Origin of the sequence: Streptomyces pinistramenti (genome assembly GCF_020564935.1) — a bacterium.
Lineage (GTDB): Bacteria > Actinomycetota > Actinomycetes > Streptomycetales > Streptomycetaceae > Streptomyces > Streptomyces pinistramenti.
In genome coordinates, this window is sequence record NZ_JAJCXB010000041.1 from 42,872 (window position 1) to 68,040 (window position 25,169).

Annotated in this window: 29 protein-coding genes; 23 read left to right on the forward strand and 6 right to left on the reverse strand. The window is 72.2% G+C overall.

The window, feature by feature from the left end:
• Positions 1-82: 82 nt before the first annotated feature.
• The gene (locus LIU39_RS24495) at positions 83-1,684 is read right to left on the reverse strand and encodes an oxidoreductase (protein WP_227049029.1); all 1,602 of its coding nucleotides are present in this window, start codon (positions 1,682-1,684) and stop codon (positions 83-85) included.
• Positions 1,685-1,924: 240 nt separating this feature from the next.
• Between LIU39_RS24495 and hisD the strand changes: the two genes are divergently transcribed.
• Genes hisD through LIU39_RS24550 form a run of 11 tightly spaced genes read left to right on the forward strand, consistent with a single transcriptional unit; the run spans position 1,925 to position 8,868 of the window.
• Positions 1,925-3,247 (forward strand): histidinol dehydrogenase, encoded by a 1,323-nt coding sequence (hisD, locus tag LIU39_RS24500; RefSeq protein ID WP_227049030.1) that lies wholly within the window; start codon positions 1,925-1,927, stop codon positions 3,245-3,247.
• Positions 3,244-4,407, forward strand: coding sequence for a histidinol-phosphate transaminase (locus LIU39_RS24505; protein ID WP_227049031.1), 1,164 nt, complete (start codon positions 3,244-3,246; stop codon positions 4,405-4,407). Before hisD ends, LIU39_RS24505 begins: the two co-directional genes overlap by 4 nt.
• Complete coding sequence (gene hisB / locus LIU39_RS24510) at positions 4,404-4,997, forward strand: imidazoleglycerol-phosphate dehydratase HisB (RefSeq protein WP_227049032.1); 594 nt, start codon at positions 4,404-4,406, stop codon at positions 4,995-4,997. The genes LIU39_RS24505 and hisB overlap by 4 nt, the downstream gene beginning before the upstream one ends.
• Positions 4,994-5,158, forward strand: a complete 165-nt coding sequence (locus LIU39_RS24515) for a CG2302 family histidine operon protein (protein ID WP_227049033.1) — start codon at positions 4,994-4,996, stop codon at positions 5,156-5,158. Before hisB ends, LIU39_RS24515 begins: the two co-directional genes overlap by 4 nt.
• Positions 5,149-5,796, forward strand: a complete 648-nt coding sequence (gene hisH, locus LIU39_RS24520; RefSeq protein ID WP_227049034.1) for an imidazole glycerol phosphate synthase subunit HisH — start codon at positions 5,149-5,151, stop codon at positions 5,794-5,796. Before LIU39_RS24515 ends, hisH begins: the two co-directional genes overlap by 10 nt.
• Positions 5,796-6,521, forward strand: a complete 726-nt coding sequence (priA, locus tag LIU39_RS24525) for a bifunctional 1-(5-phosphoribosyl)-5-((5-phosphoribosylamino)methylideneamino)imidazole-4-carboxamide isomerase/phosphoribosylanthranilate isomerase PriA (protein WP_227049035.1) — start codon at positions 5,796-5,798, stop codon at positions 6,519-6,521. The genes hisH and priA overlap by 1 nt, the downstream gene beginning before the upstream one ends.
• Before the next feature lie 23 nt (positions 6,522-6,544).
• Positions 6,545-6,934: a RidA family protein gene (locus tag LIU39_RS24530; protein WP_227049036.1), complete on the forward strand. Its 390-nt coding sequence runs from the start codon at positions 6,545-6,547 to the stop codon at positions 6,932-6,934.
• 13 nt (positions 6,935-6,947) lie between these two features.
• Positions 6,948-7,703 (forward strand): imidazole glycerol phosphate synthase subunit HisF, encoded by a 756-nt coding sequence (gene hisF, locus LIU39_RS24535; protein WP_227049037.1) that lies wholly within the window; start codon positions 6,948-6,950, stop codon positions 7,701-7,703.
• A 32-nt stretch (positions 7,704-7,735) separates the two neighbouring features.
• A complete protein-coding gene (locus tag LIU39_RS24540; protein WP_227049038.1) occupies positions 7,736-8,005 on the forward strand; it encodes an SH3-like domain-containing protein in 270 nt (89 codons plus the stop codon).
• A complete protein-coding gene (locus LIU39_RS24545) occupies positions 7,998-8,288 on the forward strand; it encodes an SH3-like domain-containing protein (protein ID WP_308409414.1) in 291 nt (96 codons plus the stop codon). Before LIU39_RS24540 ends, LIU39_RS24545 begins: the two co-directional genes overlap by 8 nt.
• Positions 8,278-8,868: a nitrile hydratase subunit alpha gene (locus LIU39_RS24550; RefSeq protein ID WP_227049039.1), complete on the forward strand. Its 591-nt coding sequence runs from the start codon at positions 8,278-8,280 to the stop codon at positions 8,866-8,868. Before LIU39_RS24545 ends, LIU39_RS24550 begins: the two co-directional genes overlap by 11 nt.
• 7 nt (positions 8,869-8,875) lie before the next feature.
• On the opposite strand, the gene LIU39_RS24555 is transcribed toward LIU39_RS24550, so the two are convergent.
• The 3 genes from LIU39_RS24555 to LIU39_RS24565 are packed head-to-tail and all read right to left on the reverse strand — an operon-like array spanning position 8,876 to position 12,298.
• Positions 8,876-9,619 carry a succinate dehydrogenase/fumarate reductase iron-sulfur subunit gene (locus LIU39_RS24555; RefSeq protein WP_227049040.1) on the reverse strand — a complete coding sequence of 248 codons (744 nt, stop codon included), beginning with the start codon at positions 9,617-9,619 and terminating at the stop codon, positions 8,876-8,878.
• A complete protein-coding gene (locus LIU39_RS24560; RefSeq protein ID WP_227049041.1) occupies positions 9,616-11,592 on the reverse strand; it encodes a fumarate reductase/succinate dehydrogenase flavoprotein subunit in 1,977 nt (658 codons plus the stop codon). The genes LIU39_RS24555 and LIU39_RS24560 overlap by 4 nt, the downstream gene beginning before the upstream one ends.
• 1 nt (position 11,593) lies before the next feature.
• Positions 11,594-12,298 carry a succinate dehydrogenase cytochrome b subunit gene (locus LIU39_RS24565; protein ID WP_227049042.1) on the reverse strand — a complete coding sequence of 235 codons (705 nt, stop codon included), beginning with the start codon at positions 12,296-12,298 and terminating at the stop codon, positions 11,594-11,596.
• Positions 12,299-12,393: 95 nt separating this feature from the next.
• Here LIU39_RS24565 and LIU39_RS24570 point away from each other — a divergent pair, with 95 nt between their 5' ends.
• On the forward strand, positions 12,394-13,287 hold the full coding sequence (locus tag LIU39_RS24570; RefSeq protein ID WP_227049043.1) for a LysR family transcriptional regulator: 894 nt from the start codon (positions 12,394-12,396) through the stop codon (positions 13,285-13,287).
• Positions 13,288-13,310: 23 nt separating this feature from the next.
• Here the strand turns inward: LIU39_RS24570 and LIU39_RS24575 are convergent, their stop codons facing one another.
• Positions 13,311-13,943: a TIGR03085 family metal-binding protein gene (locus tag LIU39_RS24575; protein WP_227049044.1), complete on the reverse strand. Its 633-nt coding sequence runs from the start codon at positions 13,941-13,943 to the stop codon at positions 13,311-13,313.
• Between the two features lie 439 nt (positions 13,944-14,382).
• Between LIU39_RS24575 and hisI the strand changes: the two genes are divergently transcribed.
• The 11 genes from hisI (at position 14,383) to lgt (ending at position 23,869) form a co-directional block, all read left to right on the forward strand.
• Positions 14,383-14,793 carry a phosphoribosyl-AMP cyclohydrolase gene (hisI, locus tag LIU39_RS24580; RefSeq protein ID WP_227049045.1) on the forward strand — a complete coding sequence of 137 codons (411 nt, stop codon included), beginning with the start codon at positions 14,383-14,385 and terminating at the stop codon, positions 14,791-14,793.
• Between the two features lie 11 nt (positions 14,794-14,804).
• Complete coding sequence (locus LIU39_RS24585; RefSeq protein ID WP_227049046.1) at positions 14,805-16,328, forward strand: anthranilate synthase component I; 1,524 nt, start codon at positions 14,805-14,807, stop codon at positions 16,326-16,328.
• Positions 16,329-16,394: 66 nt separating this feature from the next.
• Positions 16,395-17,045 carry a TIGR02234 family membrane protein gene (locus LIU39_RS24590; protein ID WP_227049047.1) on the forward strand — a complete coding sequence of 217 codons (651 nt, stop codon included), beginning with the start codon at positions 16,395-16,397 and terminating at the stop codon, positions 17,043-17,045.
• An 86-nt stretch (positions 17,046-17,131) separates the two neighbouring features.
• Complete coding sequence (locus LIU39_RS24595; protein WP_227049048.1) at positions 17,132-17,371, forward strand: HGxxPAAW family protein; 240 nt, start codon at positions 17,132-17,134, stop codon at positions 17,369-17,371.
• 118 nt (positions 17,372-17,489) lie between these two features.
• Positions 17,490-17,999 (forward strand): DUF2752 domain-containing protein, encoded by a 510-nt coding sequence (locus LIU39_RS24600; RefSeq protein WP_264483192.1) that lies wholly within the window; start codon positions 17,490-17,492, stop codon positions 17,997-17,999.
• 171 nt (positions 18,000-18,170) lie between these two features.
• Positions 18,171-18,980, forward strand: coding sequence for an indole-3-glycerol phosphate synthase TrpC (gene trpC, locus LIU39_RS24605; protein ID WP_227049050.1), 810 nt, complete (start codon positions 18,171-18,173; stop codon positions 18,978-18,980).
• Between the two features lie 25 nt (positions 18,981-19,005).
• Positions 19,006-19,302 (forward strand): tryptophan biosynthesis modulator TrpM, encoded by a 297-nt coding sequence (gene trpM, locus LIU39_RS24610; RefSeq protein ID WP_372464030.1) that lies wholly within the window; start codon positions 19,006-19,008, stop codon positions 19,300-19,302.
• 356 nt (positions 19,303-19,658) lie between these two features.
• A complete protein-coding gene (trpB, locus tag LIU39_RS24615) occupies positions 19,659-20,909 on the forward strand; it encodes a tryptophan synthase subunit beta (RefSeq protein ID WP_227049051.1) in 1,251 nt (416 codons plus the stop codon).
• Complete coding sequence (gene trpA, locus LIU39_RS24620; protein WP_227049052.1) at positions 20,909-21,745, forward strand: tryptophan synthase subunit alpha; 837 nt, start codon at positions 20,909-20,911, stop codon at positions 21,743-21,745. Before trpB ends, trpA begins: the two co-directional genes overlap by 1 nt.
• 135 nt (positions 21,746-21,880) lie before the next feature.
• The gene (locus LIU39_RS24625) at positions 21,881-22,690 is read left to right on the forward strand and encodes a DsbA family protein (protein WP_227049053.1); all 810 of its coding nucleotides are present in this window, start codon (positions 21,881-21,883) and stop codon (positions 22,688-22,690) included.
• 102 nt (positions 22,691-22,792) lie between these two features.
• Positions 22,793-23,869 (forward strand): prolipoprotein diacylglyceryl transferase, encoded by a 1,077-nt coding sequence (lgt, locus tag LIU39_RS24630; protein WP_227049054.1) that lies wholly within the window; start codon positions 22,793-22,795, stop codon positions 23,867-23,869.
• A gap of 180 nt (positions 23,870-24,049) precedes the next feature.
• On the opposite strand, the gene LIU39_RS24635 is transcribed toward lgt, so the two are convergent.
• A partial coding sequence (locus tag LIU39_RS24635) for an ADP-ribosylglycohydrolase family protein (RefSeq protein ID WP_227049055.1) occupies positions 24,050-25,169 on the reverse strand: 1,120 nt, incomplete at its 5' end.

Below are 25,169 nucleotides of genomic sequence, written 5' to 3' on the forward strand. Positions count from 1 at the left end.
GCGGAGGCCACGCCTCCGCTCCCGCGCCCGGACGGCGGACGCCGGGGCGCGATGCCCGGGAGCCTTCGCGCCACCGGCTCCGCTACTGCCGCCGCAGCAGCCGCGAGGCGCCCGCGGCGACCGTCGTGGCCAGGATCCACCCCGTGATGATCATGACGGCGGCCACCCACTGCGCCTCGCCCGACGGCTTCCACGCGGTCCCCTGATTGAGATCGATCACCGGCAGCAGCAGATCCAGCGCGTACAGATACGGGTTCCACGACGGTGCCTCGTCCGGCTTCATCGGCGGGGGCGGCGAGTGGGAGAAGTACGCCGTGCCGATCGCCCACAGGATCGCCATCCACACCGCGGCCCGGCCCGGCCGGTAGCCGTAGGCCACCGTCCAGTCCTGGAGGAACCCCCACGCCTTGGCGGCCAGCGGCAGCGTCTCCCGGCGCCGCCGCTGCTTGGCCAGCAGCACCTCACGGGCGCCGGCGTCCTCACCGCTGACGCGCAGCGCCGTGGCGAGCATCTCGTACGGCTCCGGCGCGTACTCCGGCGTCGCAGCGGCCACCCACTGGAGCCGCAGCGCCAGTGGGAAGTGCCCGTGCGGTATCAGCGTCTCGTAGGAGAAACCGGCCATCCACAGCCCGCCGAGCCCCGGCCAGCTGGCCGACTTGTCGACGAGGTTGACGACCCGGGCGCCGGAGAGGATGACCCGGCCACGCTGCGGACGCTCCCCGAGGAACCGCAGCTCCGGCGTCTGGATGCGGCGCAGCGACAGCTCCTGGTCGGACTCCATGATGAACCGCGCGTGCTCCAGATCGACCGCGTCCCCGAACCGCCCGTCGTCCAGCCGCATCCCGCCCTCGCACTCGAAGCGCTGCATACGGGTGCCGCGGGCGGGGGTGTGCGGGGTGCCGTACGGGGGAGTGGCACTGCTGGAGAACGGCGAGTTCGCCAGGCCGGCCGCGGTCAGGTGCAGGGTCCGCTCGACGGTCAGCTGCGGGGCGTTCAGCGCCCGGCGGCCGAAGGGATTGCTCAGCCGGCTGCCGCGCAGGCTGAGCGATACGCCCACGGTCGCGCCGCGCAGCGACAGCTCGCCGTACGACTCCATCATCTCGGCCTGGAGGTCCTGGGCGACGGTCAGCCCGTCCGCCATGATCGACCTGCCCTGCCGGTCCTTGTGCACCACGATCTGGTTGAGCAGCAGGTCCGTGCCGATGTGCGCGTCGGTCAGCCGGATGCCGGAATGCACCACGCAGCGCGGCAGATGCAGATCGCCCTCGGTCTGCAGCCGCGCCGCCTCCACCCGGGGTATCGCGCAGTTCACCATCCGCAGCGTCGTGAAACGGCTCTCCGGCAGCACCACCTCGCCCTCGAAGCGGCAGTCCCGCAGCTCCACGAATGGCTTGATCGCACCGCCCGCGAGGTCGAGGATGTCGGTGATGTACGCGCCGGTGAGCTTGAGCGCGGGCACCCGGCCCGGCTGCGGCGGCGGCCCGTCCAGCAGCAGCAGCGCCACCACACGGGCCCGCACCCGGCGGTCGGGCCCCCACAGATGCTGTCCGTGCGGATCGTCCCGGGCCGGATCCCCGATGTGCAGATCGCAGGTGCTGCCGTTGCGAAACGCCTGCCACATGCTCCATTCCGCCGATGTCAGCTGCAGATCGGCCGGCGCGTCGCCGTCCCCGGGCTCGGTCACTGCGGGTTCCCCCTCCCTGTCTCCGTACGGATCCGGCGCATCCCGCCGCCATCCGTACCGGTCGTGTACGGGCCTGCGTACGCCTGTACCAGGCCCATTCCCGCCCGGTGAGCGCCTGAACACGCGCGGTCAGGGCCAACTCCGGTCAACTTCGGCCGGCATCTCCTGACCGTGCGGCGCGTTGTATCACTCAGTGATACGGGCGGCGGGACGCGGGAGCCGGTCTGAGACACTGGGAGGGTGATCTCCCGAATCGATCTGCGCGGTGACGCCCTTCCCGAGGGCGGCGCCCTGCGCGACCTGCTGCCCCGTGCCGAGTTCGACGTGGAAGCCGCCCTGGAGAAGGTGCGGCCCATCTGCGAGGACGTGCGCCATCGCGGCACCGCCGCGCTGATCGACTACGCGCGGCGGTTCGACGGTGTCGAGATCGAGCGGGTACGCGTCCCGGCCGACGCGCTGGACCGGGCCCTGAAGGAACTCGACCCGGCCGTCCGCGCCGCCCTGGAGGAGTCCATCCGGCGCGCCCGGATCGTCCACCGCGAACAGCGCCGCACGGACACCACCACCAAGGTCGTCCCCGGCGGCACGGTCACCGAACGCTGGGTGCCGGTCGAGCGGGTCGGCCTGTACGTCCCCGGCGGGCTGGCGGTCTACCCGTCGTCCGTCGTGATGAACGTCGTCCCGGCCCAGGAAGCCGGCGTCGAGGGCATCGCCGTCACCTCCCCGCCGCAGAAGGAATTCGACGGCCTGCCGCACCCGACGATCCTCGCCGCCTGCGCGCTGCTCGGCGTCGACGAGGTCTACGCGGCCGGCGGCGCCCAGGCCATCGCGATGTTCGCTTACGGCACCGACGAATGCCGCCCGGTCAACCTCGTCACCGGCCCCGGCAACATCTTCGTCGCCTCCGCCAAGCGCCTGCTCAAGGGCCGGATCGGCATCGACGCCGAGGCCGGGCCCACCGAGATCGCGGTGCTCGCCGACGCCACCGCCGACCCCGAGCACGTCGCATCCGACCTGATCAGCCAGGCCGAGCACGACACCCTGGCGGCCGCCGTCCTGGTCACCGACTCGCCCGCGCTCGCCGACGCCGTCGAGGCCGCCCTCGCACCGCAGGTCGCCGCCACCAAGCACGTCGAACGGATCACCGCGGCACTGGCCGGGCAGCAGTCCGCGATCGTCCTCGTCGACGGCGTCGACGAGGGCCTGAAGGTCGTCGACGCCTACGGAGCCGAGCACCTGGAGATCCAGACCGCCGACGCCACGGCCGTCGCCGCCCGGGTCCGCAACGCCGGCGCGGTCTTCGTCGGCCCCTACGCCCCGGTCTCGCTCGGCGACTACTGCGCGGGCTCCAACCACGTCCTGCCCACCGGCGGCTGCGCCTGCCACTCATCGGGCCTGTCCGTGCAGTCCTTCCTGCGCGGCATCCATGTCGTGGACTACTCCCGCGACGCGCTGGCCGAGGTCGCCCACCATGTGGTGACCCTCGCCGAGGCCGAGGACCTCCCGGCCCACGGCGCCGCGCTGAAGGCAAGGTTCGGCTGGAAGGTCCCACAGAACAAGTGAGCAGGCACGTGACCCGCACCCCCGCTGCGACCCGCATCGACGATCTCCCCATCCGGGACGAACTGCGCGGCAAGTCGCCCTACGGCGCACCGCAGCTCGACGTCCCGGTGCGTCTGAACACCAACGAGAACCCCTATCCGCTGCCCGAGCCGCTGGTCCAGCGGATCGCGGAACGCGTCACCGAGGCCGCCAGGAACCTCAACCGCTACCCCGACAGGGACGCGGTCGAACTGCGCACCGGCCTCGCCGCGTACCTCTCCCGCACCGGCGGCCACCACGTCACCACCGCCCAGGTCTGGGCCGCCAACGGCTCCAACGAAGTCATCCAGCAGCTGCTGCAGACCTTCGGCGGCCCCGGCCGCACCGCCCTCGGCTTCGAACCGTCGTACTCCATGCACGCGCTGATCTCGCGCGGCACCGGCACCGGCTGGATCTCCGGAGCCCGCAACGACGACTTCACCATCGACGTCGACGCGGCCCGCGCCGAGATCGCCGCGCACCGGCCCGACGTGGTCTTCATCTGCTCGCCCAACAACCCCACCGGCACCGCCGTCGACGCCGAGACCGTCCTCGCGCTCCACGACGCCGCCCAGGCCGCCAAGGCATCCGCCGCGGGCGCCCTCGTCGTCGTCGACGAGGCGTACGGCGAGTTCAGCCACCGCCCCTCGCTGCTCCCGCTGATCGAGGGCCGCCCGAACCTCGTCGTCTCGCGGACCATGTCCAAGGCGTTCGGCGCCGCGGGACTGCGCCTCGGCTACCTGGCCGCCGACCCCGCCGTCGTCGACGCCGTGCAGCTGGTTCGCCTCCCGTACCACCTCTCGTCGGTCACCCAGGCCACCGCGCTCGCCGCCCTGGAGCACACCGATACCCTCCTGAAGTACGTCCAGCAGCTCAAGGCCGAGCGGGACCGCCTGGTCACCGAGCTGCGCGCGATCGGCTGCGACGTCGTCGCGTCCGACGCCAACTTCGTGCAGTTCGGCCGCTTCGACGACGCGCACGTCGCCTGGCAGGCCCTCCTCGACCACGGCGTACTGGTCCGGGACAACGGAGTACCGGGATGGCTGCGGGTCACCGCGGGCACCCCGGCCGAGAACGACGCGTTCCTCGACGCGGTGCGCGCGCTGTTCACAGAACGCAGCTCGAAGGAGAACCAGCGATGACCCGCGTGGGACGCGTGGAGCGCACAACCAAGGAAACGTCGGTACTGGTCGAGATCGACCTCGACGGCACCGGCCAGGTCGACGTGTCGACCGGGGTCGGCTTCTACGACCACATGCTCGACCAGCTCGGCCGGCACGGCCTCTTCGACCTCACGGTCAAGACCGACGGCGACCTGCACATCGACACCCATCACACCATCGAGGACACCGCCCTCGCGCTGGGCACCGCCTTCCGGCAGGCCCTCGGCGACAAGGTGGGCATCTACCGCTTCGGCAACTGCACCGTCCCGCTGGACGAGTCGCTCGCCCAGGTCACCGTCGACCTCTCCGGCCGCCCCTACCTCGTGCACACCGAGCCCGAGAACATGGCGCCGATGATCGGCAGCTACGACACGACCATGACCCGGCACATCTTCGAGTCGTTCGTCGCGCAGGCCCAGATCGCGCTGCACATCCACGTGCCCTACGGCCGCAACGCCCACCACATCGTGGAGTGCCAGTTCAAGGCCCTGGCACGGGCCCTGCGTTATGCGAGCGAGCGCGACCCGCGCGCCGCCGGAATCCTCCCCTCCACGAAGGGTGCCCTGTGAACGGCCTGTCGACCGCCTTCATCCTGGTCGGTCTCTTCCTCATCGGCGGCGTCTACTCCTTCTGGAAGCAGAAACTTCCCAAGAGCCTGATCACGCTGCTCGCCATCGGCTCCGCCATGTGCCTGGTCGCCGGCGTGATGCGGCTGGAGGTGTGGAATTGACGGCTTCGAAGAAGGTCGTGGTCTTCGACTACGGCTTCGGTAACGTCCGCTCCGCCGAACGCGCCCTCGCGCGCGCCGGCGCCGACGTGGAGATCACCCGCGACTACGACCGCGCGATGAACGCCGACGGGCTGCTGGTCCCCGGCGTCGGCGCGTTCGCCGCCTGCATGCGGGGCCTGCGGGAGGCCCGCGGCGAGTGGATCATCGACCGTCGGCTCTCCGGCGGACGCCCGGTCATGGGCATCTGCGTCGGCATGCAGATCCTCTTCGCCCGCGGCATCGAGCACGGCGTGGAGACCGACGGCCTCGATGAGTGGCCCGGCACCGTCGGCCCCCTCAAGGCCGACGTCGTCCCGCACATGGGCTGGAACACCGTCGACACGGCCGAAGGCACCCGGCTCTTCGCGGGCCTGGACGCCGACGCCCGCTACTACTTCGTGCACTCCTACGCGGCGCGCGAGTGGGAGCTGGAGGTCGGCAACCCGCACATCACCGCGCCCAAGGTCAGCTGGGCCACCCACGGTGAGCCCTTCGTGGCCGCGGTCGAGAACGGTCCGCTGTGGGCCACCCAGTTCCACCCCGAGAAGTCCGGCGATGCCGGTGCCCAGCTCCTGAGTAATTGGATCGAGACTCTGTAATGCACCCGAAGCTCGAACTCCTCCCCGCCGTCGACGTCCGCGACGGCCAGGCCGTCCGCCTCGTGCACGGCGAGTCCGGCTCCGAGACGTCCTACGGCGATCCCCTCCAGGCCGCCCTGGCCTGGCAGCAGGCGGGCGCCGAGTGGCTGCATCTCGTCGACCTCGACGCGGCCTTCGGCACCGGCGACAACCGTGCCCAGATCGCCGAGGTCGCCCGCTCCATGGACATCAAGGTCGAACTGTCCGGCGGCATCCGCGACGACGCCTCGCTGGCCGCCGCCCTCGCCACCGGCTGCCGCCGCGTCAACCTCGGCACCGCGGCCCTGGAAAGCCCCGAGTGGGTCGCCAAGGTCATCGCCGAACACGGTGACAAGATCGCGGTGGGCCTGGACGTCCGCGGCACGACCCTCCGCGGCCGCGGCTGGACCCGCGACGGCGGTGACCTGTACGAGACGCTGACCCGGCTCGACTCCGAGGGCTGCGCCCGCTACGTCGTCACCGACATCAACAAGGACGGCACCCTCCAGGGCCCCAACGTCGAACTGCTCAAGAACGTCTGCGCGGCCACCGACCGGCCGGTCGTCGCCTCCGGCGGCGTCTCCTCGCTCGACGACCTGCGGACCCTCGCGGCTCTGGTGCCCGAAGGTGTCGAGGGCGCGATCGTGGGCAAGGCGCTCTATGCGAAGGCGTTCACCCTGGAAGAGGCGCTGGCAGCAGTGTCGTGACGGTGTAACCGAAAGGCGGCGTGATGACCATCGAGCGCGTACGGACCGGAAGTTCCTGGGAAGAGGCCATCGGCTTCGCGCGCGCCGTGGCGGCCGGCGACCGCGTCCTGGTCGCCGGCACCATGCCGCTGGTGAACGGCGTGCTCCAGGGCGAGGGCGACCCCTACGAACAGACGAAGGCCGCCTTCGGCGTCGCCCTCGCCGCCCTCACCCCGTTCGGCCTGGACAGCGCCGACGTCCTGCGCACCCGCATGTACCTGACCCACGCACGCGACGTCGACGCCGTCGGCCGCGCCCACCACGAGCTGTTCGGCGCCGCCCCGCCCGCCGCGACCCTGGTCGTGGTCTCCGGGTTCCTCGACTCCCGCGTCCTGGTCGAAGTAGAACTAGAAGCTTTCAAGCAACCCTCCTAAGGAGCCGTGACCCATGACCCTGGCGGTCCGAGTCATCCCCTGCCTGGACGTGGACAACGGCCGGGTCGTCAAGGGCGTGAACTTCCAGAACCTGCGCGACGCGGGCGACCCCGTCGAGATGGCCAAGATCTACGGCGAGGAGGGCGCCGACGAGCTGACCTTCCTCGACATCACCGCCTCGTCCGGCAACCGCGAGACCACCTACGACGTGGTCCGCCGCACCGCCGAGCAGGTCTTCATCCCGCTCACCGTCGGCGGCGGCGTGCGCACCCCCGAGGACGTCGACAAGCTGCTGCGGGCCGGCGCCGACAAGGTCGGCATCAACACCGCGGCCCTCGCCCGTCCCGACCTGATCCGCGAGATCGCCGAACGCTTCGGCAGCCAGGTCCTGGTCCTCTCCGTCGACGCCCGCCGCACCGAGAGCGGCTCCTTCGAGGTCACCACGCACGGCGGCCGCCGCCCGGCCGGCGTCGACGCCGTCGAATGGGCCCACCGCGCCGCCGAGTTGGGCGCCGGCGAGATCCTCCTCAACTCCATGGACGCGGACGGCACCAAGGACGGCTACGACGTCGAGATGATCCGGGCGGTCCGCGCGCACGTCAGCATCCCCGTCATCGCCTCGGGCGGCGCCGGCCGGCTCGCCGACTTCCCGCCCGCCGTCGACGCCGGAGCCGACGCGGTCCTCGCCGCGTCCGTCTTCCACTTCGGCGACCTGCGCATCGGTCAGGTCAAGGACGCACTCCGGGACGCCGGGCACCCGGTCCGCTGAACCCGGCCCGCCGGTCCCCGTAGGCTCCGCCCATGAGCCGGGTCAATGATGTGGGCGGGCAGACGGGTTTCGGGGCGCTGGAGATCGAGGCGGACGAACCGCCGTTCCACGCCGACTGGGAGGCACGGGTGTTCGCGCTGAACTCCGTGCTGGTACGCAACGGCGTCTACCGCCTCGACGAGTTCCGCGACACCGTCGAACGGCTGCCGCCGGCCGACTATCTGGCGGCGTCCTACTACGAGCGCTGGCTGGCCGCCATCGAAACGCTCCTGGAGCGCCGCGGGGTGGGCACAGGTGACTGAGTTCCGGGCGGGGGAGCGGGTGCGGGTGCGCGCCACCGACCCCGCGGGGCACACCCGCGCGCCCCGGTACGTCCGCGGGCACACCGGGCGGATCGTCGAGATGCAGGGACGCTGGGCGCTCGCCGACGAGGTCGCGGCGGGCGCCGCGGCGCCGCGCGTGGAGCCCGTCTACACCGTCGCCTTCGCCGCCCGCGACCTGTGGGGCGCCGGAGAGCACGAGGTCACGGTCGACCTCTGGGAGTCGTACATGGAACGGGTGGAGGGGACGCGGGATGAGCGGTGAGCACGCGAGTGTGCCGGTGGCGGCGCGGGTCAGGCGGCTGGAGGAGCGGCTGATCGACGCCGGAGTGGTCGGCCAGGACCAGCTGGACGCGGTCCTCGCCGCGATGCTCAAGGGCGCCACCCCGCTCAACGGAGCCCGGATCGTGGCCCGCGCCTGGAGCGACGACGGCTTCCGCGCCCGGCTGCTGGCCGATGCCAACGCCGCGCTGCCCGAGGTGGGCCTGTCGATGAAGGGCGGCATCCAGGAGCAGCGCCTCAAGGTCGTCGCGAACACCCCACACGCCCACAACGTCCTCGTCTGCACCCTGTGTTCCTGCTACCCCATCGGACTGCTGGGCCCCTCGCCGTCCTGGTACAAGAGCGAGGCGTACCGCTCCCGCGTGGTCCGTGAACCCCGCGCCGTACTCGCCGAGTTCGGGCTGCATCTGCCCGACGACACGGCGATCACGGTGTGGGACTCCAGCGCGGAGAGCCGCTACCTCGTCCTGCCGCGGCGGCCCGACGGCACCGGAGGGCTGAGCGAGCCGGAACTCGCCGCGCTCGTCACCCGGGAAGGGCTCATCGGCACCGCCGCGGTCTGACTCCGCGTCAGCGGCGCTTGCGGGCGGCCCGCACGAACTCCCGGTTCATCGACGTGATGCTGAACAGCGGGATCCCCTTCGGGCAGGCCGTCGCGCACTCCCCGGCCAGGGTGCAGCCGCCGAACCCCTCGTCGTCCATCGTGGAGACCATCTCCAGCACCCGGGACTCGCGCTCCGGGGCGCCCTGCGGCAGCACGTTGAGATGGTTGACCTTCGCCGAGGTGAACAGCATCGCCGAGCCGTTCGGACAGGCCGCCACGCAGGCGCCGCAGCCGATGCACTCGGCGTGCTCGAAGGCGAAGTCGGCGTCCGGCTTCGGCACCGGCGTCGCATGGGCGTCGGGCGCCGCCCCGGTCGGCACGGCGACGTAGCCGCCGGCCTGGATGATCCGGTCGAACGACGACCGGTCCACGACCAGGTCCTTGACGACGGGGAAGGCCGCGGCCCGCCACGGCTCCACATCGATGGTGTCGCCGTCCCGGAAGGACCGCATGTGCAGCTGGCAGGTGGTGGTGCGCTCCGGGCCGTGCGCATCGCCGTTGATCACCAGGCTGCACGCCCCGCAGATCCCCTCGCGGCAGTCGTGGTCGAAGGCGACCGGCTCCTGGCCGCCGAGGATCAGCTCCTCGTTGAGGGTGTCGAGCATCTCCAGGAACGACATGTCCGGCGAAATACCGTCGACTTCATAGGCGGCCATGGCGCCGGGGACATCGGGACTCTTCTGGCGCCAGACGCGCAGGGTGAGCTTCATGCGTAGCTCCGCTGGGTGGGATGGACGTACTCGAAGACCAGGTCTTCCTTGTGCAGGACGGGCGCACCGGGGCCGCCGGATTCGTCTTTGGGGCCGTCCCCGGCCGCCCGGTACTCCCAGGCGGCCGCGTACGAGAACTCCTCGTCGCGCCGGGCCGCTTCGCCGTCCGGCGTCTGCGACTCCTCACGGAAGTGTCCGCCGCAGGACTCGCCGCGATGCAGCGCGTCGAGGCACATCAGCTCGGCCAACTCCAGGTAATCCACGATCCGGTTGGCCTTCTCCAGCGACTGGTTGAACTCCTCGCCGCTGCCCGGCACCTTGATGCGCCGCCAGAATTCGGCCCGGATCTCCGGAATCCGCTCCAGCGCCTTGCGCAGCCCGCTCTCCGTCCGGGCCATCCCGCAGAACTCCCACATGAGTTCACCGATCTCACGGTGGAAGGAATCCGGCGTACGGTCCCCGTCGACGGCCAGCAGCCGCGCCAGCCGCTCCTCCGTCTGCCGCACCACCGCCGCCGCCTGCGGATGACCCGCGTCCACAGCGTCGTCGTGCGGATGCCGCGCGAGATAGTCGTTGATCGTCGACGGCAGGACGAAATAGCCGTCCGCCAGCCCCTGCATCAACGCCGAAGCGCCCAGCCGGTTCGCGCCGTGATCGGAGAAATTGGCCTCACCGATCGCGAACAGGCCGGGGACGGTGGTCTGCAGGTCGTAATCCACCCACAGCCCGCCCATCGTGTAATGCACCGCCGGATAGATCCGCATCGGCACCTCGTACGGATTCTCCGCGGTGATCCGCTCGTACATGTCGAAGAGATTCCCGTACTTCTCCTCGACCTTGGCGCGCCCCATCCGCCCGATGGCATCCGCGAAATCCAGATAGACGCCCTGCCCGCCGGGCCCGACACCGCGCCCCTCGTCACACACGTTCTTCGCGGCCCGGGAGGCGATGTCGCGCGGCACGAGATTGCCGAACGCCGGATAGATCCGCTCCAGGTAGTAGTCCCGCTCGTCCTCCGGAATCTCCCGGGCCGGCCGCAGGTCACCCTTCACCTTCGGCACCCAGATACGGCCGTCGTTGCGCAGCGACTCACTCATCAGCGTCAGCTTCGACTGATGGTCACCGGTCCGCGGAATGCACGTCGGATGGATCTGCGTGAAGCACGGATTGGCGAAGTAGGCACCCCGCCGGTGCGCCCGCCACACGGCCGTCGCATTGGAGTTCATGGCGTTGGTCGACAGGTAGAAGACATTGCCGTAGCCCCCGCTCGCCAGGACCACCGCATCGCCGAAATACGTGGCGATCCGCCCGCTGACCAGATCCCGCGCCACGATGCCGCGGGCCCGCCCGTCCACGACGATCAGGTCCAGCATCTCGGTCCGCGGATGCATCTCCACATTCCCCGCGGCGATCTGCCGGGACAGCGCCTGATAGGCACCCAGCAGCAGCTGCTGGCCCGTCTGCCCGCGTGCGTAGAACGTCCGGGACACCTGCACCCCGCCGAACGAACGGGTGTCGAGAAGGCCCCCGTACTCCCGCGCGAACGGCACGCCCTGCGCCACACACTGGTCGATGATCTCCACCGACACCTGCGCGAGGCGGTGCACATTCGACTCCCGTGACCGGAAGTCGCCGCCTTTCACGGTGTCGTAGAACAACCGGTGCACGGAATCCCCGTCGTTCCGGTAGTTCTTCGCCGCGTTGATGCCGCCCTGCGCCGCGATCGAATGCGCCCGCCGCGGGGAATCCTGATAGCAGAACTGCACCACGTGATAACCCTGTTCGGCCAGCGTCGCACCCGCCGCACCACCGGCGAGACCGGTGCCCACCACGAGGACGCTCTGCTTCCGGCGGTTCGCCGGATTCACCAGCTTCGCCTGGAATCGCCGGGTGTCCCACCGCTCGGCGATCGGCCCGCCGGGAGCCTTCTCGTCAACGACCGGATCCCCGGTCTCGTAATCACTGAAAGCCATGTCAACTCACCCATCCACACAGCACGGCGACCGGCAGGGAAACGAAACCCGCCGTCAGCACCAGCGCAAGAACATCGGCGACGGTCTTCAGTACACGGTCACGGGCACGGCTGCCCACTCCCAGCGTCTGCGCGGCACTCCAGAACCCGTGCCGGATGTGCAGCCCCAACGCGAGCATCGCCACGATGTAGAAGGCCGCCACATACCACCGGTCGAAACTCGCGACGAGATTCTCGTACGGATGCCCGGACTCGGCCCGCGGGTTCACCGTCAGCGTCGTCAGATCGAGAATGTGCCAGACGATGAACAGCGCGAGAATGACCCCGCCCCACCGCATCGTTCGCGTGGCATAACTCGCCCGCCGCCTCTTGTGCACATATCCCGTCGGCCGGGCCGCGATATCCCGCCGGCTCAGCTGATAGGCGGCCACCCCGTGCGTGACGACACACACCACGAGCACCACCCGCGCGATCCACAGGAACCATTCATGGTGCAGAAACGGCTCACCCACCGTCCGCAGCCACTGCCCGTACGCATCGAATTCCCCGGCCCCGAAGAAAATCTTGAGATTGCCCAGCAGATGCGCGACCAGATACAGCAGCATCACCACGCCGCTGACGGCCATCGCCGTCTTCTTGCCGACGGTCGAGCCCCACAGCAGGCCCGCGAAGGACGGCCGTCGATCCGTCCGAGTGTCCAGTGCCATGAGTCCTGACGGTAGGGACCGCCACCCTCATCAGTCCAAGACATGGACCAGCTGATCTCGATAGCCCATGCCTATCGTGGCCTACCATCCCCACCATGCAGCTGCAGCAGCTCCGCTACTTCACCGCGGTCGCCGACACCCGCCACTTCACCCGCGCCGCCGACCGCGAACACGTCGCCCAGCCCTCCCTCTCCCAGCAGATCCGCGCCCTGGAACGGGAGTTGGGCGCCGACCTCTTCCACCGCGCCCGCGGCCACATCACCCTCACCGACGCCGGCGAAACCCTCCTCCCGCTGGCCCGCCGCATCCTCGCCGACACCGAAACGGCCCGCCGCGAGGTCCAGGAAGTCGCCCAGCTCCGCCGCGGCCGCCTGCGCCTGGGCGCCCCGCCCAGCCTCTGCGCCACCCTCGTCCCCGACGTCCTCAGTGCCTTCCACACCCGCTACCCCGGCGTCGACCTGATCGTGAACGAGGACGGCTCCCAGGACCTCGTCCGCGCCCTGGCCGCCGGCGCACTCGACCTGGCCCTGGTCATCACGCCGCTCCCCGTCCAGGCTCCCGCCCTGACCACCACCGAACTCCTCCGCGAGGAACTCGTCGTGGTCTCCTCCCCCGACGCCCCCGCCCCCACAGGCCGCCGCCGCATCCGCGTCGAAGACCTCCGCGACCGCCCGCTGGCGATGTTCCGCCGCGGCTACGACCTCCGTGAATTCACCACCGCCGCCTGCCGCGCGGCCGGCTTCGAACCGGCCTTCACCGTCGAGGGCGGCGAAATGGACGCCGTCCTCGGCTTCGCCCGCGCCGGCCTGGGCATCGCCGTGGTCCCCAGCATGGTCGCCGAACGCTCCGGCCTCCGCATCACCCGCTTCGCCACCCCCGGCATGCACCGCACCATCTCCATGGCCCACCGCGGCGACGTCTCACCCCCACGAGCCGCCAGAGAACTCCAGAACATCCTCCGGTCCCACCTGCCTCCTACCTCCTCATAACCACGACACCGCACCCGGCCCCCTCACACCCCCAGAGCCGCCGTAACCACCCGCCCCACCGCTGCCTCATCCCCCTCCAGCGACACATCTGCCGCCCCCTGCCGCCCGAACGCGAACAACGTCAACTCACCCGGCTCACCCACCACCGTCACCACCGGCACCCCTCGCCGCGCCACCGCCACCCGCCCATCCGGTCGCCGCAGCACCAGCCCCACCGGCGACTTCCGCCCCAGCAGCCGCGCCATCTTCTCCAGGCGCGTCCACAAGGCGTCCGAGAACACGGGATCCAACGCCCGCGGCACCCAGTCCGGCTGAGCCCGGCGCACGTCCTCGGCATGGACGTAGAACTCGACGGTGTTCGACGCCTCGTCGATCTGCTTCAGGGCGAACGGCGACATCCGCGGCGGCCCGCTCCTGATCAGTCCGATCAGCTCGTCGAACGGCTTTTGCGCATACTCCGCCTGCACCCGCTCAAGACGCGCCGCCAACGGCTTGACGAAGAGCCCGCCCGCCGCGTCGGCACGCCGCTCCCGCACCACGACGTGGGCGGCGAGATCCCGGGCCGTCCAGTCCGCGCACAGCGTCGGCGCCGAGGGGCCCGCGCTCTCCAACAGGTCGGCGAGGAGAAGCCGTTCACGCTTCGCATGGGTCGACATACGGCCAGCCTACGACCGCCTCCCGGCCCCTGCCACGCCACCGCACACCCACCCGCCCGGCGCCCCCGAACCCGTCCACGACCACCGCACCACCGCCCGCCGGTCATCCCCCCAGCACAACCCCCAGCACCACCGCCACCACCACGGCCGCCCCGAACACCGCCCCCAGCACCACCACGGCGACCTTCGCCGCCCGATCCGGATCGCCCTCCGGACACGGCCCGCCCTCCGGACACGGCCCGGCCCCCGGACACGGCCCGGCCCCCGGACACGGCCCGGCCCCCGGCCCCGGACACCCGGGCCCCTGGCACCCCGAAGGCGGAACGGACGGCTGCTGCGACGGCATGGCAAGCAGCATGCCGCACACCCCCAGCCCCCGCACGCCCCGCACCCCGAGCGCCCCACCCGCCGACACCACCCGGCACGGCACAATGGCCCCATGAGCAGCCCCGCCCCCGAAACCACCGCCACCGGCCCCGCCGCCCCCGGCAGCACCGCCCTGGATCCCGCCGTCGCCGCCCGCATCAAGCACGGCCCCGACGGCCTCGTCCCCGCCATCGCCCAGCAGTACGACACCGGCGAGGTCCTGATGCTCGGCTGGATGGACGACGAGGCGCTGCACCGCACGCTCACCACAGGACGCTGCACGTACTGGTCCCGCAGCCGCCGCGAGTACTGGGTGAAGGGCGACACATCAGGACACGTCCAGCACGTCAGGTCCGTGGCCCTGGACTGCGACGCCGACACCGTCCTGGTCACCGTCGACCAGGTCGGCGCGGCCTGCCACACCGGTGCCCGCACCTGCTTCGACGCGGACGTACTGATCACCGCACCCACCGCAGCCCAGTAGGCTCCGCTGCCATGACCACGGGAACCACCGGCACCGCCACTCCGGACCTCGACACCTTCCGCACACTCGCCAAGGACCGCCGGGTCATCCCCGTCACCCGGCGCCTCCTCGCCGACGGCGACACCCCGGTGGGGCTCTACCGAAAACTCGCGGACGAACGCCCCGGCACCTTCCTCCTGGAGTCCGCCGAGAACGGCCGCACGTGGTCGCGCTACTCCTTCATCGGCGTCCGCAGCGCCGCGACGCTCACCGCACGCGAAGGCCGGGCCCACTGGCTCGGCACCCCGCCGGTCGGCGTGCCCACCGACGGCGACCCGCTCGCCGCCCTGCGCGCCACCGTCGAGGCGCTGCACACCCCCCGCGACCTCCTGGAGGACGCGGGCCTGCCGCCCTTCACCGGCGGCATGGTCGGCTACCTCGGCTACGACATCGTGCGCCGCCTGGAGAAGATCGCCGAGCAGACCGACGACGAACTCCAACTGCCCGAACTGACCATGCTGCTCACCTCCGACCTCGCCGTCCTCGACCACTGGAACGGCACGGTCTGGCTGATCGCCAACGCCATCAACCACAACGACCTCGACACCGGCGTCGACGAGGCGTACGCGGACGCGGTCGCCCGGCTCGACGCGATGGCCGACGACCTGTCCAGGCCCGCCCCCGCGAGCGCCGCCGCGCTCCCGCCGTCCGCGCTCCCGCCGTTCACCGCCAAGTGGGGCGGCGAGGCGTTCCAGGAGGCCGTCGAGGACGTCAAGGAGCGCATCCGGGCCGGCGAGGCGTTCCAGGTGGTGCCCTCCCAGCGCTTCGAAACCCCCTGCACGGCAAGCGCGTTGGACGTCTACCGCGTCCTGCGGGCCACCAACCCCAGCCCCTACATGTACCTCTTCCGCTTCGAGGGCGGCGTGGACGTCGTCGGGTCCAGCCCGGAGGCGCTGGTCAAGGTCGAGGGCGGGCGGGCGACGGTGCACCCCATCGCCGGCACCCGCCCGCGCGGCGCCACCGTCCAGGAGGACCAGGCGCTCGCCGACGAGCTGATGGGCGACCCCAAGGAACGCGCCGAGCACCTGATGCTCGTCGACCTGGGCCGCAACGACCTGGGCCGGGTCTGCGCGCCGGGCAGCGTCGAGGTCGTCGACTTCATGTCCGTCGAGCGCTACAGCCACGTCATGCACATCGTCTCGACCGTCACCGGACGCGTCGCCGACGGCCGCACCGCCTTCGACGTGCTCACCGCCTGCTTCCCCGCCGGCACCCTCTCCGGCGCCCCCAAGCCGCGCGCCCTCCAGATCATCGAGGAGCTGGAGCCGACCCGGCGCGGCCTGTACGGCGGCTGCGTCGGCTACCTCGACTTCGCCGGCGACTCCGACACCGCCATCGCGATCCGCACCGCCCTGCTGCGCGACGGCACCGCGTACGTGCAGGCAGGCGCCGGTGTCGTCGCCGACTCCGACCCGGTCGCCGAGGACACCGAGTGCCGCAACAAGGCGGCCGCCGTGCTGCGCGCCGTACACACCGCCAACCACCTCGGCGGCTGACCTACGCCGCCGGGTGCGGGCCACCCCGCGCCCGGCCGCCGCGGGCCGTACGCGATAGTGGTACCCGTGAGTGCCGCACCCCAGCCCCGTACAGACGCCGAGCCCGCGCCGGCCGTTGCCCCGCCCCGCAGTGCCCGGCGCAGCCTCGCCGCCGCGCTGCTGCTCGGCGCCGCCGGTGCCGGCCTCGCACTGCTCGCCTCCGGCCGCACCTGGGCCCGTGGCACGGCCGTCCTGGCCCAGGGCGACCTGCCGCGCACCGTGTCCGGCACGGACGTGACCGGCGTGCCCGGCGCGCTCGCCGTCGTCGGCCTCGCCGCCCTGGTCGCCGTCTTCGCGGTACGCCGGGCCGGCCGGTACGCCGTCGCCGCGCTGCTCGCGCTCAGCGGCCTGGGCATCGCGGTCGCCGCGGCGGCCGGCAACTCCGACAATGCGGCGCTGCGCGAGAAGGCCGCCACCGCGGTCGGCCTGTCCGGAACCGATGTGCATCACGTCACGCACACCCTGTGGCCCTGGGTGACCTTTGCGGGCGGTGCACTGCTGTTGATCGCCGGGCTGCTCGCCGTGTTCTGCGGGCGCCACTGGCCTGCGATGTCGGGCCGTTACGAGCGCACGGCGGGCGGCGCCCGCGGCCCGCGCCGCGCCGCGCAGGTGCCGGACCCGGACCGCCCCGAGGAGATCTGGAAGTCCCTCGACCGCGGTGAGGATCCGACCCGGTAGCCGTGCCCCGTCCGGCATCGGTGACAATGGACGACGAGGTATCACCGCGCCCCGACCCCGGCGCGATAGAGCTACGAGGAGCATTCATGTCGAGCAGTGGCCACGGGCACACCCCCGCCGCATGGACCGGCGTCATCATTTCGTTCATCGGCTTCTGTGTCGCGGGCGCCTTCATCGTGATGGCGAACGTGCCCGGATTCTGGGCGGGCATGGTCCTGATCGGCCTCGGTGCCGTCGTCGGTGGCCTGATGCGCGTGGCCGGCCTCGGCGCGGCCCCGAAGCGCGTGGCGAAGCCCGCGCCCAAGGTCCAGCCGCAGGAAGGCTGACCGGCAGCTCGTCCGGCGCCGGGCCCCGGCCCCACGACCGCAGCACCTCACCGAAGGCGCCGCTCCCCGGCCCCCGTCGTACGCCCCGTACGGAGGCCGAGAAGCTGCGCCTTCGCGCATGCCGCAGCACAATCGCAGCGTGAGTGAATCCGTGGCGCAGGTCCGGCCGGAACCCGCCGCACCCCTCCGCGACAGCACCCCCGCGCCCACCGCGCCGGCCCGGTCCGGCGGCCCGCTCCGCAGACTGACCGCGCCCCTGGGCGTCCTGGCGGCCTGCGCCGCCGCCTTCGGCTACGTCGGCGCCGTCGACCCGAACCACCCGGGCCACTACCCCGTCTGCCCGCTGCTGCATCTCACCGGCATCTACTGCCCCGCCTGCGGCGGCCTGCGCAGCGCGCACGCGGTGGCGCACGGCGATCTCGTCACCGCGCTCGGTGCCAACGCCCCGGCGGTGGCCGGCTACGCCGCCTGCGCCGTGTTCTGGGTGGTGTGGACACTCCGTGCGGCGCGCGGCCTGCCGACCGCGCGGCCGCGGCCGCGCGCCGTCCACTGGTGGGCGGCCGGCGCCCTGCTGCTGGCCTTCACGGCCGTCCGCAACCTCCCCTTCGGCACCGCCCTGACGCCGTGACCTGCGGCCACTCGTCACCTGAGTGTCACCCGCAGATGTCCAGGTGGTGGGACCACGGTCCACCGGATGCGGGACCTCGGCCCCCGGCCGGATACCATCGAAGAGCCTGAGGGACGTATCCCGCCCCCTGGGCGACTGTCCCCTCCACCGTTCTAGAAGGAGGCCGCTCGCGTGAGTGTGCTCGACGAGATCATCGACGGAGTCCGCGCCGACCTCGCCGAGCGGCAGGCGCGCGTCAGCCTCGACGAGCTGAAGGAGCGCGCCCGCAAGGCCCGCCCGGCCAAGGACGGTGTCGCCGCCCTCAAGGGCGAGAGTGTCACGGTGATCTGCGAGGTCAAGCGCTCCAGCCCCTCCAAGGGCGCGCTGGCCGCGATTGCCGACCCGGCAGGACTGGCCGCCGACTACGAAGCGGGCGGCGCCGCGGTCATCTCCGTACTCACCGAACAGCGCAAGTTCGGCGGCTCGCTGGCCGACCTCGAAGCGGTCCGCGCCAAGGTCGACATCCCCGTCCTGCGCAAGGACTTCATCGTCACCGCCTACCAGCTGTGGGAGGCCCGCGCGCACGGCGCCGACCTGGCGCTGCTGATCGTCGCCGCGCTGGAGCAGGAGGCGCTGGTCTCGCTCATCGAGCGGGCCGAGTCGATCGGCCTGACGCCGCTGGTCGAGGCGCACGACGAGGAAGAGGCCGCACGGGCGGTCGACGCCGGCGCCCGGATCATCGGCGTCAACGCGCGCAACCTCAAGACCCTGGAGGTCGACCGCGGCAACTTCGCCCGGATCGCCCCCGAGATCCCCGACCACATCGTCAAGATCGCCGAGTCCGGGGTGCGCGGCCCGCACGACCTGATCGCGTACGCCAACGACGGCGCGGACGCCGTCCTCGTCGGCGAGTCCCTCGTCACCGGCAAGGACCCCAGGACCGCCGTCGCCGACCTGGTCGCGGCGGGCTCCCACCCGGCGATCCGGCACGGCCGGTCCTGACCGGCGCCGGCACGGGAACACCGACATGACCGCAGCCGCCACCGGCACCCGCCGCCCCGCCCGGGACACCCTCCCGGGTCCGGCGGGCGCGCGCGCCCTGGCGGCTGCCGTCCGGCTGCCGTATCCGGTAGCCGGGCCCCGCGCGCGTACGGCGGCGTCCCACCGGGCCGGCGCGCGGCCGAGCCGCTGCGCGCTGCCGCCCTGGCACCGTGGCTGCCGGGCACCCGCCCGCCGCATCCACGGCCGCCGGGTCAGGTACCACATCGGCTCCGAGCCGGGCCAGATCAACGGCATGCGATGGCGCCGGGAGACCGCGGGCTGAGACGCGGCTGGGCTGCGGCGTAGGCCGAAGCCGCGGCCGGGTGCGGTACGGATCGGGCGTGGTTCGCGCTGGAGCGGTTCGGGCCGACCGGACCTGGGCTGAAGGTTGTCCGGGCCGGAGCTTTCCGGGCCGGGTGCAGTCCCCCACCCCCGTAGGGGCGAGGGGGCGGTCCCGTGCTCCGCTCGGCGCCCGCACCGGTTCCGCCGGCCGCGTCCGGCCCCGCTTTCCGTCCGGCGCCCGCCCGGCTCCGCTCGTCACGCGCCGGGCTCGCGGACACTCCGCCATACCCACACTTTCCCGATATTCCAGACATCCCAGATCTCCGGGGCGTTCGCCCCGGCCTAGGAGCGCGTCAGATGTCCTCCGACTTCTTCCTTCCCGACCCCGAGGGGCGGGTTCCCAGCCCCGAAGGCTATTTCGGTGCCTTCGGCGGCAAGTTCATCCCCGAGGCGCTGGTCGCCGCGGTCGACGAGGTCACTGCCGAGTACGAGAAGGCCAAGGCGGACCCCGCGTTCGCCGCCGAGCTGGACGACCTGATGGTCAACTACACGGGGCGTCCCAGTGCGCTCACCGAGGTGCCGCGGTTCGCCGAACACGCGGGCGGCGCCCGGGTGTTCCTCAAGCGTGAGGACCTCAACCACACCGGCTCGCACAAGATCAACAACGTGCTGGGCCAGGCGCTGCTCACCAAGCGGATGGGCAAGACCCGGGTCATCGCCGAGACCGGCGCGGGCCAGCACGGCGTCGCCACCGCCACCGCCTGCGCCCTCTTCGGCCTCGAATGCACCATCTACATGGGCGAGGTCGACACCCGGCGGCAGGCCCTGAACGTCGCGCGGATGCGGATGCTCGGCGCCGAGGTCATCGCCGTGACGTCCGGCAGCCGCACCCTCAAGGACGCCATCAACGAGGCGTTCCGCGACTGGGTCGCCAACGTCGACCGCACGCACTACCTCTTCGGCACGGTCGCGGGCCCGCACCCCTTCCCGGCCCTGGTGCGCGACTTCCACCGCGTCATCGGCGTCGAGGCCCGCCGGCAGATCGTGGAGCGCGCCGGCCGGCTGCCGGACGCCGCGGTGGCCTGCGTGGGCGGCGGATCCAACGCCATCGGGCTCTTCCACGCCTTCCTGCCCGACGAGAGCGTCCGGCTGGTCGGCTGCGAGCCCGGCGGCCACGGCGTGGCGAGCGGCGAGCACGCCGCCACCCTCACCGAGGGCACCCCCGGCATCCTGCACGGCTCGCGTTCGTACGTCCTCCAGGACGAGGACGGGCAGATCACCGAGCCGTACTCGATCTCCGCGGGCCTGGACTACCCGGGCATCGGCCCCGAGCACTCCTACCTCAAGGACATCGGCCGCGCCGAGTACCGTGCGGTCACCGACGACCAGGCCATGCAGGCGCTGCGGCTGCTGTCGCAGACCGAGGGCATCATCCCGGCCATCGAGAGCGCGCACGCCCTGGCCGGAGCGCTGGAGCTGGGCCGTGAGCTGGGCCCCGACGGGCTGCTGCTGGTCAACCTCTCGGGCCGTGGCGACAAGGACATGGACACCGCGGCCCGTTACTTCGGGCTGTACGACAACGACGCCACGGGCGCGGGGGAGAAGTGATGGCGGGCAATTCGGGCACACCGGGCAACATCGCGCTGCTGGAATCGGTGCTGGCGGGCGCCCGCGCCGAGAGGCGGGCCGCGCTCGTCGGCTACCTCCCGGCCGGCTTCCCGTCCGTGGACGGCGGCATCCGCGCGGTGACGGCCATGCTGGAGGGCGGCTGCGACGTCGTCGAGGTCGGGCTGCCGCACAGCGACCCGGTCCTGGACGGGCCGGTCATCCAGACCGCGGACGACATCGCGCTGCGGGCCGGGGTGAAGATCACCGACGTGATCCGCACGGTCCGCGAGGCGCACGCGGCCACCGGGGCGCCGGTGTTGTGCATGACGTACTGGAACCCCGTCGACCGCTACGGCGTCGAGCGGTTCGCCGCCGATCTCGCCGCCGCCGGCGGGGCCGGCTGCATCCTGCCGGACCTGCCGGTCGAGGAGTCCGATGTGTGGCGCAAGGCCGCCGAGGAGCACGGCCTGGCCACCGTCTTCGTGGTCGCGCCGAGCAGCCGCGACGCACGCCTCGCCAAGATCACCGCGGCCGGCAGCGGCTTCGTCTACGCCGCTTCGCTGATGGGTGTCACCGGCACCCGCGAGTCGGTCGGCCGCGAGGCGCAGGAGCTGGTCGCCAGGACCCGGGCCACCACGGACCTCCCGGTGTGCGTCGGACTCGGCGTCTCCAACCCCGAACAGGCCGCGGAGGTCGCGCAGTTCGCCGACGGTGTCATCGTCGGCTCGGCGTTCGTCAAGCGGATGCTGGCCGAGGAGGACGACCTGGAGGCCGGGCTCGCGGGTGTCCGCGCGCTGGCCGGTGAGCTGGCGGCGGGGGTGCGCACGCGCGGATAGCGCCGCCAGGGGACGGATCACGGAAGCGGTGCCGCGGCCGGGCACGTGTGTGCGGCACCGCGGGTTCCGTCCCCCGATAGGGCGAACATCGGGCGGAGGGGGGCAGCGGCACCCCTCCGCTTCGTTGTCCCGGGGGTGAGCCAGAAGAACCATGAAGGTAAGAGCAGCGCCCGCGAGCGGCTGCAGGAACAGCGCGCGAAGGAGAAGGCCCGCGCCCGGCGCAGCCGGCAGGCGATCGTCGCCGGTGCGGTGGTCGTGGTGCTGGCGGTCGGCGGTGGTATCGCCTTCTGGGCGTCGTCGTCCGGGGGGAGCGAGGGCAGTGCCGCCCGGGTGACCGTGCCGAAGGGGGCGGTCGGCGGCGCCAGGCCCGCCGTCCCGGTGGGCGCGCCCGACGCCCCCTCCGCCCTCACGGTCTGGGAGGACTTCCGCTGCCCCGCCTGCCGGCAGTTCGAGACCGGCTTCCGGTCGGTGATCCACGAGCTGGAGGACTCCGGGCAGTTGAGATCCTCGTACCACCTCGCCACGATCATCGACGGCAACGCCGGCGGCATGGGATCCCTCAACGCCGCCAATGCCGCCCTCTGCGCCCAGAACGCCGGCAAGTTCCGCGACTATCACGACGTGCTCTACGCGAACCAGCCGCCCGAGCAGCAGGACAAGTTCGCCGACAAGAAGCTGCTTCTCCAGCTGGCAGGCAAGGTCAAGGGCCTGTCGTCCGGAGCCTTCACCACGTGCGTCAACGACGGGACGTACGACGCGCTGGTCCGCAAGTCCAACGACGCCTTCGCCTCGTCCGGCTACCGCGGTACCCCGACCGTCCTGCTCAACGGCAAGGATCTGGCAAAGGAAAAGAACGGGCAGTTCACGCCCGTGGAATTCAAGAAGATGGTGCTGGACGCCAACAAGGGCAAGCAGCCCGGCAAGAGCGCGGCGCCGTCGTCGTAGGGACCGGCTCCGGTGCGGGGCGGCGCCCGGCGGTGTCGTTACGGAGCCGTTGCCGGGTGGGTTGCCGCCGACCCCGCCCGGCGCGGTAGCGTCGACCCTGCCATGGACCTCGCATTCATTCCCAGCCCGTCGACCGGTGTCGTTCATCTCGGCCCGATCCCGCTCCGCGGCTACGCGTTCTGCATCATCATCGGTGTCTTCCTGGGCGTCTGGCTCGGCAACAAGCGCTGGGTGCAGCGCGGCGGCCGGTCCGGAACGGTCGCGGACATCGCCGTCTGGGCCGTGCCCTTCGGACTCGTCGGCGGACGGCTTTATCACGTCATCACGACGTACGAGCCGTACTTCGGCAAGAACGGCCACCCGCTCGACGCCTTCAAGGTGTGGGAGGGCGGCCTCGGCATCTGGGGCGCGGTGGCGCTCGGCGCGGTCGGCGCCTGGATCGGCTGCCGTCGCCGCGGCATCCCGCTGCCGGCCTACTGCGACGCGCTGGCCCCCGGCCTCGCCATCGGCCAGGCCATCGGCCGCTGGGGCAACTGGTTCAACCAGGAGCTCTACGGCCGTCCGACCGATGTGCCCTGGGCGCTGAAGATCAGCTCCGACCCGGCGATCGGCCGGGTGGGCGGCACGTACCACCCGACATTCCTGTACGAGTGCCTGTGGTGCCTGGGCGTCGCCGCGCTGGTGATCTGGGCCGACAGGCGGTTCCGGCTCGGGCACGGCAGGGCGTTCGCGCTGTACGTCGCCGCGTACTGCGCGGGCCGTGCCTGGATCGAGTGCATGCGCGTCGACGAGGCGCACCACATCCTGGGCCTGCGGCTCAACGTCTGGACCGCGCTGATCGGCCTGGTCCTGGCCCTCGTCTACATGGTGATCTCCGCCCGGAAGGCGCCGGGCCGCGAGGCGGTCGTGGAGCCGGGCGCGCAGCCCGACGACGGCACGGACGGCGCGGGCGGCGGGAGTGCGGAGGCCGAGGGCGGGAAGACCGCGGCGGATGCGCCGGGGAAGCCGTCCGACGGTGACGACGACGGTGACGGTGCGGACGCGAAGGGCGATGCCGGGGCGAAGCGCGCCGAGGACGCCGGGACGGACGCGGCAGCGGATCCCGCCGGGGACGCCGACGCTCCGGCCGGGGCGAAGGGCGGCTCCGAGCCCGCGGAGAGCAGCAGCAAGAAGTCCTGAACACCGCCGCCGCACCCGGTGCGGCGGCCGACCGCCGGACAGTGCCGGGCGGGCCCGATTCCTTCGGGCCCGCCCGGCGTCGTGTGCGGGGGTGTCAGCCGCGGCGGTGCGCCGGCGTGGCCAGGCCGAGCACCCGCGGCCCGGAGAGCGGGCCGGGTGCCGGGGCGGTGTGCGGCGTGGTCATGGAAGGGGTGCCTCCGGCCGGTGGGGGCGGGGGACCGCGAGCGCCGCGGTGCGCCGGGCGAGGGTGTCGAAGCCGTTGCCGTCCGGGCCGTCGATGCTCGTGGCGAGCCGGCCCCGCAGCGGCGCCGTCCAGCGGTCCGGGAGCGCGGCGGGGTCGCCGGCCAGCAGTCCGGCGACCGAGCCGGCCGTCGCGCCGTTCGAGTCGGTGTCCCAACCGCCCGACACGGCACGGCAGATGGAACCGGAGAAGTCGCCGTCGGCGTGGGTGAGGGCGGCGGCCAGCAGCGCGGCGTTCGGTACCGCGTGCACCCAGTGGTGGTGTCCGTAGGCGGCGTGCAGACGGTCGACGACGTCCGTGAAGCCGTCCGGTGTGCCGGTGGGCTCCTCGCGGGCGGCGGCGATGCCGAAGCGGACGGCACGGGCCAGCCGGGAGCGGGCGGGCACGACGGCGAGGCCGGCGCACAGGGCGCCGTGCACATCGCAGGCGCCGCCCGCGGCCTCGGCGAGGGTGGCGGCGGCGAACATCGCGCCGTACACGCCGTTCGCCGTATGGCTGAGGACGGCGTCCCGCCAGACCTCGGCGGCCGCGCCGTACGGGTCGCCGGGCCGGGTCCAGCCGTAGACGTCGGCGCGGATCTGCGCGCCGATCCACTCGCGGAACGGATTGCGGTGGCGGGCGGTGTCCGGCGGCTCGATGCCGTCGAGCAGATTGCGGTACGCGATGCGCTCGGCGGTGAAGGCGCGGCCCGCGGGCAGTTCGTCCAGCCACAGCCGTGCCACGTCGGCGGTGGTGAAGTCGTGGCCGTGGCGTTCGAGGAGGAGCAGGCCGAGCAGCGGGTGGTGGAGATCGTCGTCCTCGGGCATGCCGCGGATGTTCTCGGCGAGTGCGGTGCCGCGGCTGCGGCGGTTCCAGGGGTGGCGGGCGGTGAGAGCCGGATCCACGCCGGCTTCGGTGAACCAGGAGGTGAGCGGCCAGTTGCCGCTCGCGCGGGCGCGCGCACGGATGCCGTCCAGCGGCAGCTTCTCCACCGGTTTGCCGAGCAGACACCCGGCGGCCCGGCCCAGCCAGGCGGCTTCGATGCGGGGGAGCAGGGGGGTGGGGGTGCGCGCGGGTACG

Excerpts from the sequence above, each read along its gene's own strand:
- LIU39_RS24555 (WP_227049040.1), bottom strand. The coding sequence starts at position 9,619 with ATGAAGCTCACCCTGCGCGTCTGGCGCCAGAAGAGTCCCGATGTCCCC.
- LIU39_RS24565 (WP_227049042.1), bottom strand. The coding sequence starts at position 12,298 with ATGGCACTGGACACTCGGACGGATCGACGGCCGTCCTTCGCGGGCCTG.
- LIU39_RS24530 (WP_227049036.1), top strand. The coding sequence starts at position 6,545 with ATGACCATCGAGCGCGTACGGACCGGAAGTTCCTGGGAAGAGGCCATC.
- hisI (WP_227049045.1), top strand. The coding sequence starts at position 14,383 with ATGAGCAGCCCCGCCCCCGAAACCACCGCCACCGGCCCCGCCGCCCCC.
- priA (WP_227049035.1), top strand. The coding sequence starts at position 5,796 with ATGCACCCGAAGCTCGAACTCCTCCCCGCCGTCGACGTCCGCGACGGC.
- LIU39_RS24540 (WP_227049038.1), top strand. The coding sequence starts at position 7,736 with ATGAGCCGGGTCAATGATGTGGGCGGGCAGACGGGTTTCGGGGCGCTG.
- hisB (WP_227049032.1), top strand. The coding sequence starts at position 4,404 with ATGACCCGCGTGGGACGCGTGGAGCGCACAACCAAGGAAACGTCGGTA.
- LIU39_RS24560 (WP_227049041.1), bottom strand. The coding sequence starts at position 11,592 with ATGGCTTTCAGTGATTACGAGACCGGGGATCCGGTCGTTGACGAGAAG.
- LIU39_RS24600 (WP_264483192.1), top strand. The coding sequence starts at position 17,490 with ATGCCGCAGCACAATCGCAGCGTGAGTGAATCCGTGGCGCAGGTCCGG.
- LIU39_RS24585 (WP_227049046.1), top strand. The coding sequence starts at position 14,805 with ATGACCACGGGAACCACCGGCACCGCCACTCCGGACCTCGACACCTTC.
- trpM (WP_372464030.1), top strand. The coding sequence starts at position 19,006 with ATGACCGCAGCCGCCACCGGCACCCGCCGCCCCGCCCGGGACACCCTC.
- trpA (WP_227049052.1), top strand. The coding sequence starts at position 20,909 with ATGGCGGGCAATTCGGGCACACCGGGCAACATCGCGCTGCTGGAATCG.
- LIU39_RS24575 (WP_227049044.1), bottom strand. The coding sequence starts at position 13,943 with ATGTCGACCCATGCGAAGCGTGAACGGCTTCTCCTCGCCGACCTGTTG.
- LIU39_RS24595 (WP_227049048.1), top strand. The coding sequence starts at position 17,132 with ATGTCGAGCAGTGGCCACGGGCACACCCCCGCCGCATGGACCGGCGTC.
- LIU39_RS24550 (WP_227049039.1), top strand. The coding sequence starts at position 8,278 with ATGAGCGGTGAGCACGCGAGTGTGCCGGTGGCGGCGCGGGTCAGGCGG.
- hisF (WP_227049037.1), top strand. The coding sequence starts at position 6,948 with ATGACCCTGGCGGTCCGAGTCATCCCCTGCCTGGACGTGGACAACGGC.
- trpB (WP_227049051.1), top strand. The coding sequence starts at position 19,659 with ATGTCCTCCGACTTCTTCCTTCCCGACCCCGAGGGGCGGGTTCCCAGC.
- LIU39_RS24570 (WP_227049043.1), top strand. The coding sequence starts at position 12,394 with ATGCAGCTGCAGCAGCTCCGCTACTTCACCGCGGTCGCCGACACCCGC.
- lgt (WP_227049054.1), top strand. The coding sequence starts at position 22,793 with ATGGACCTCGCATTCATTCCCAGCCCGTCGACCGGTGTCGTTCATCTC.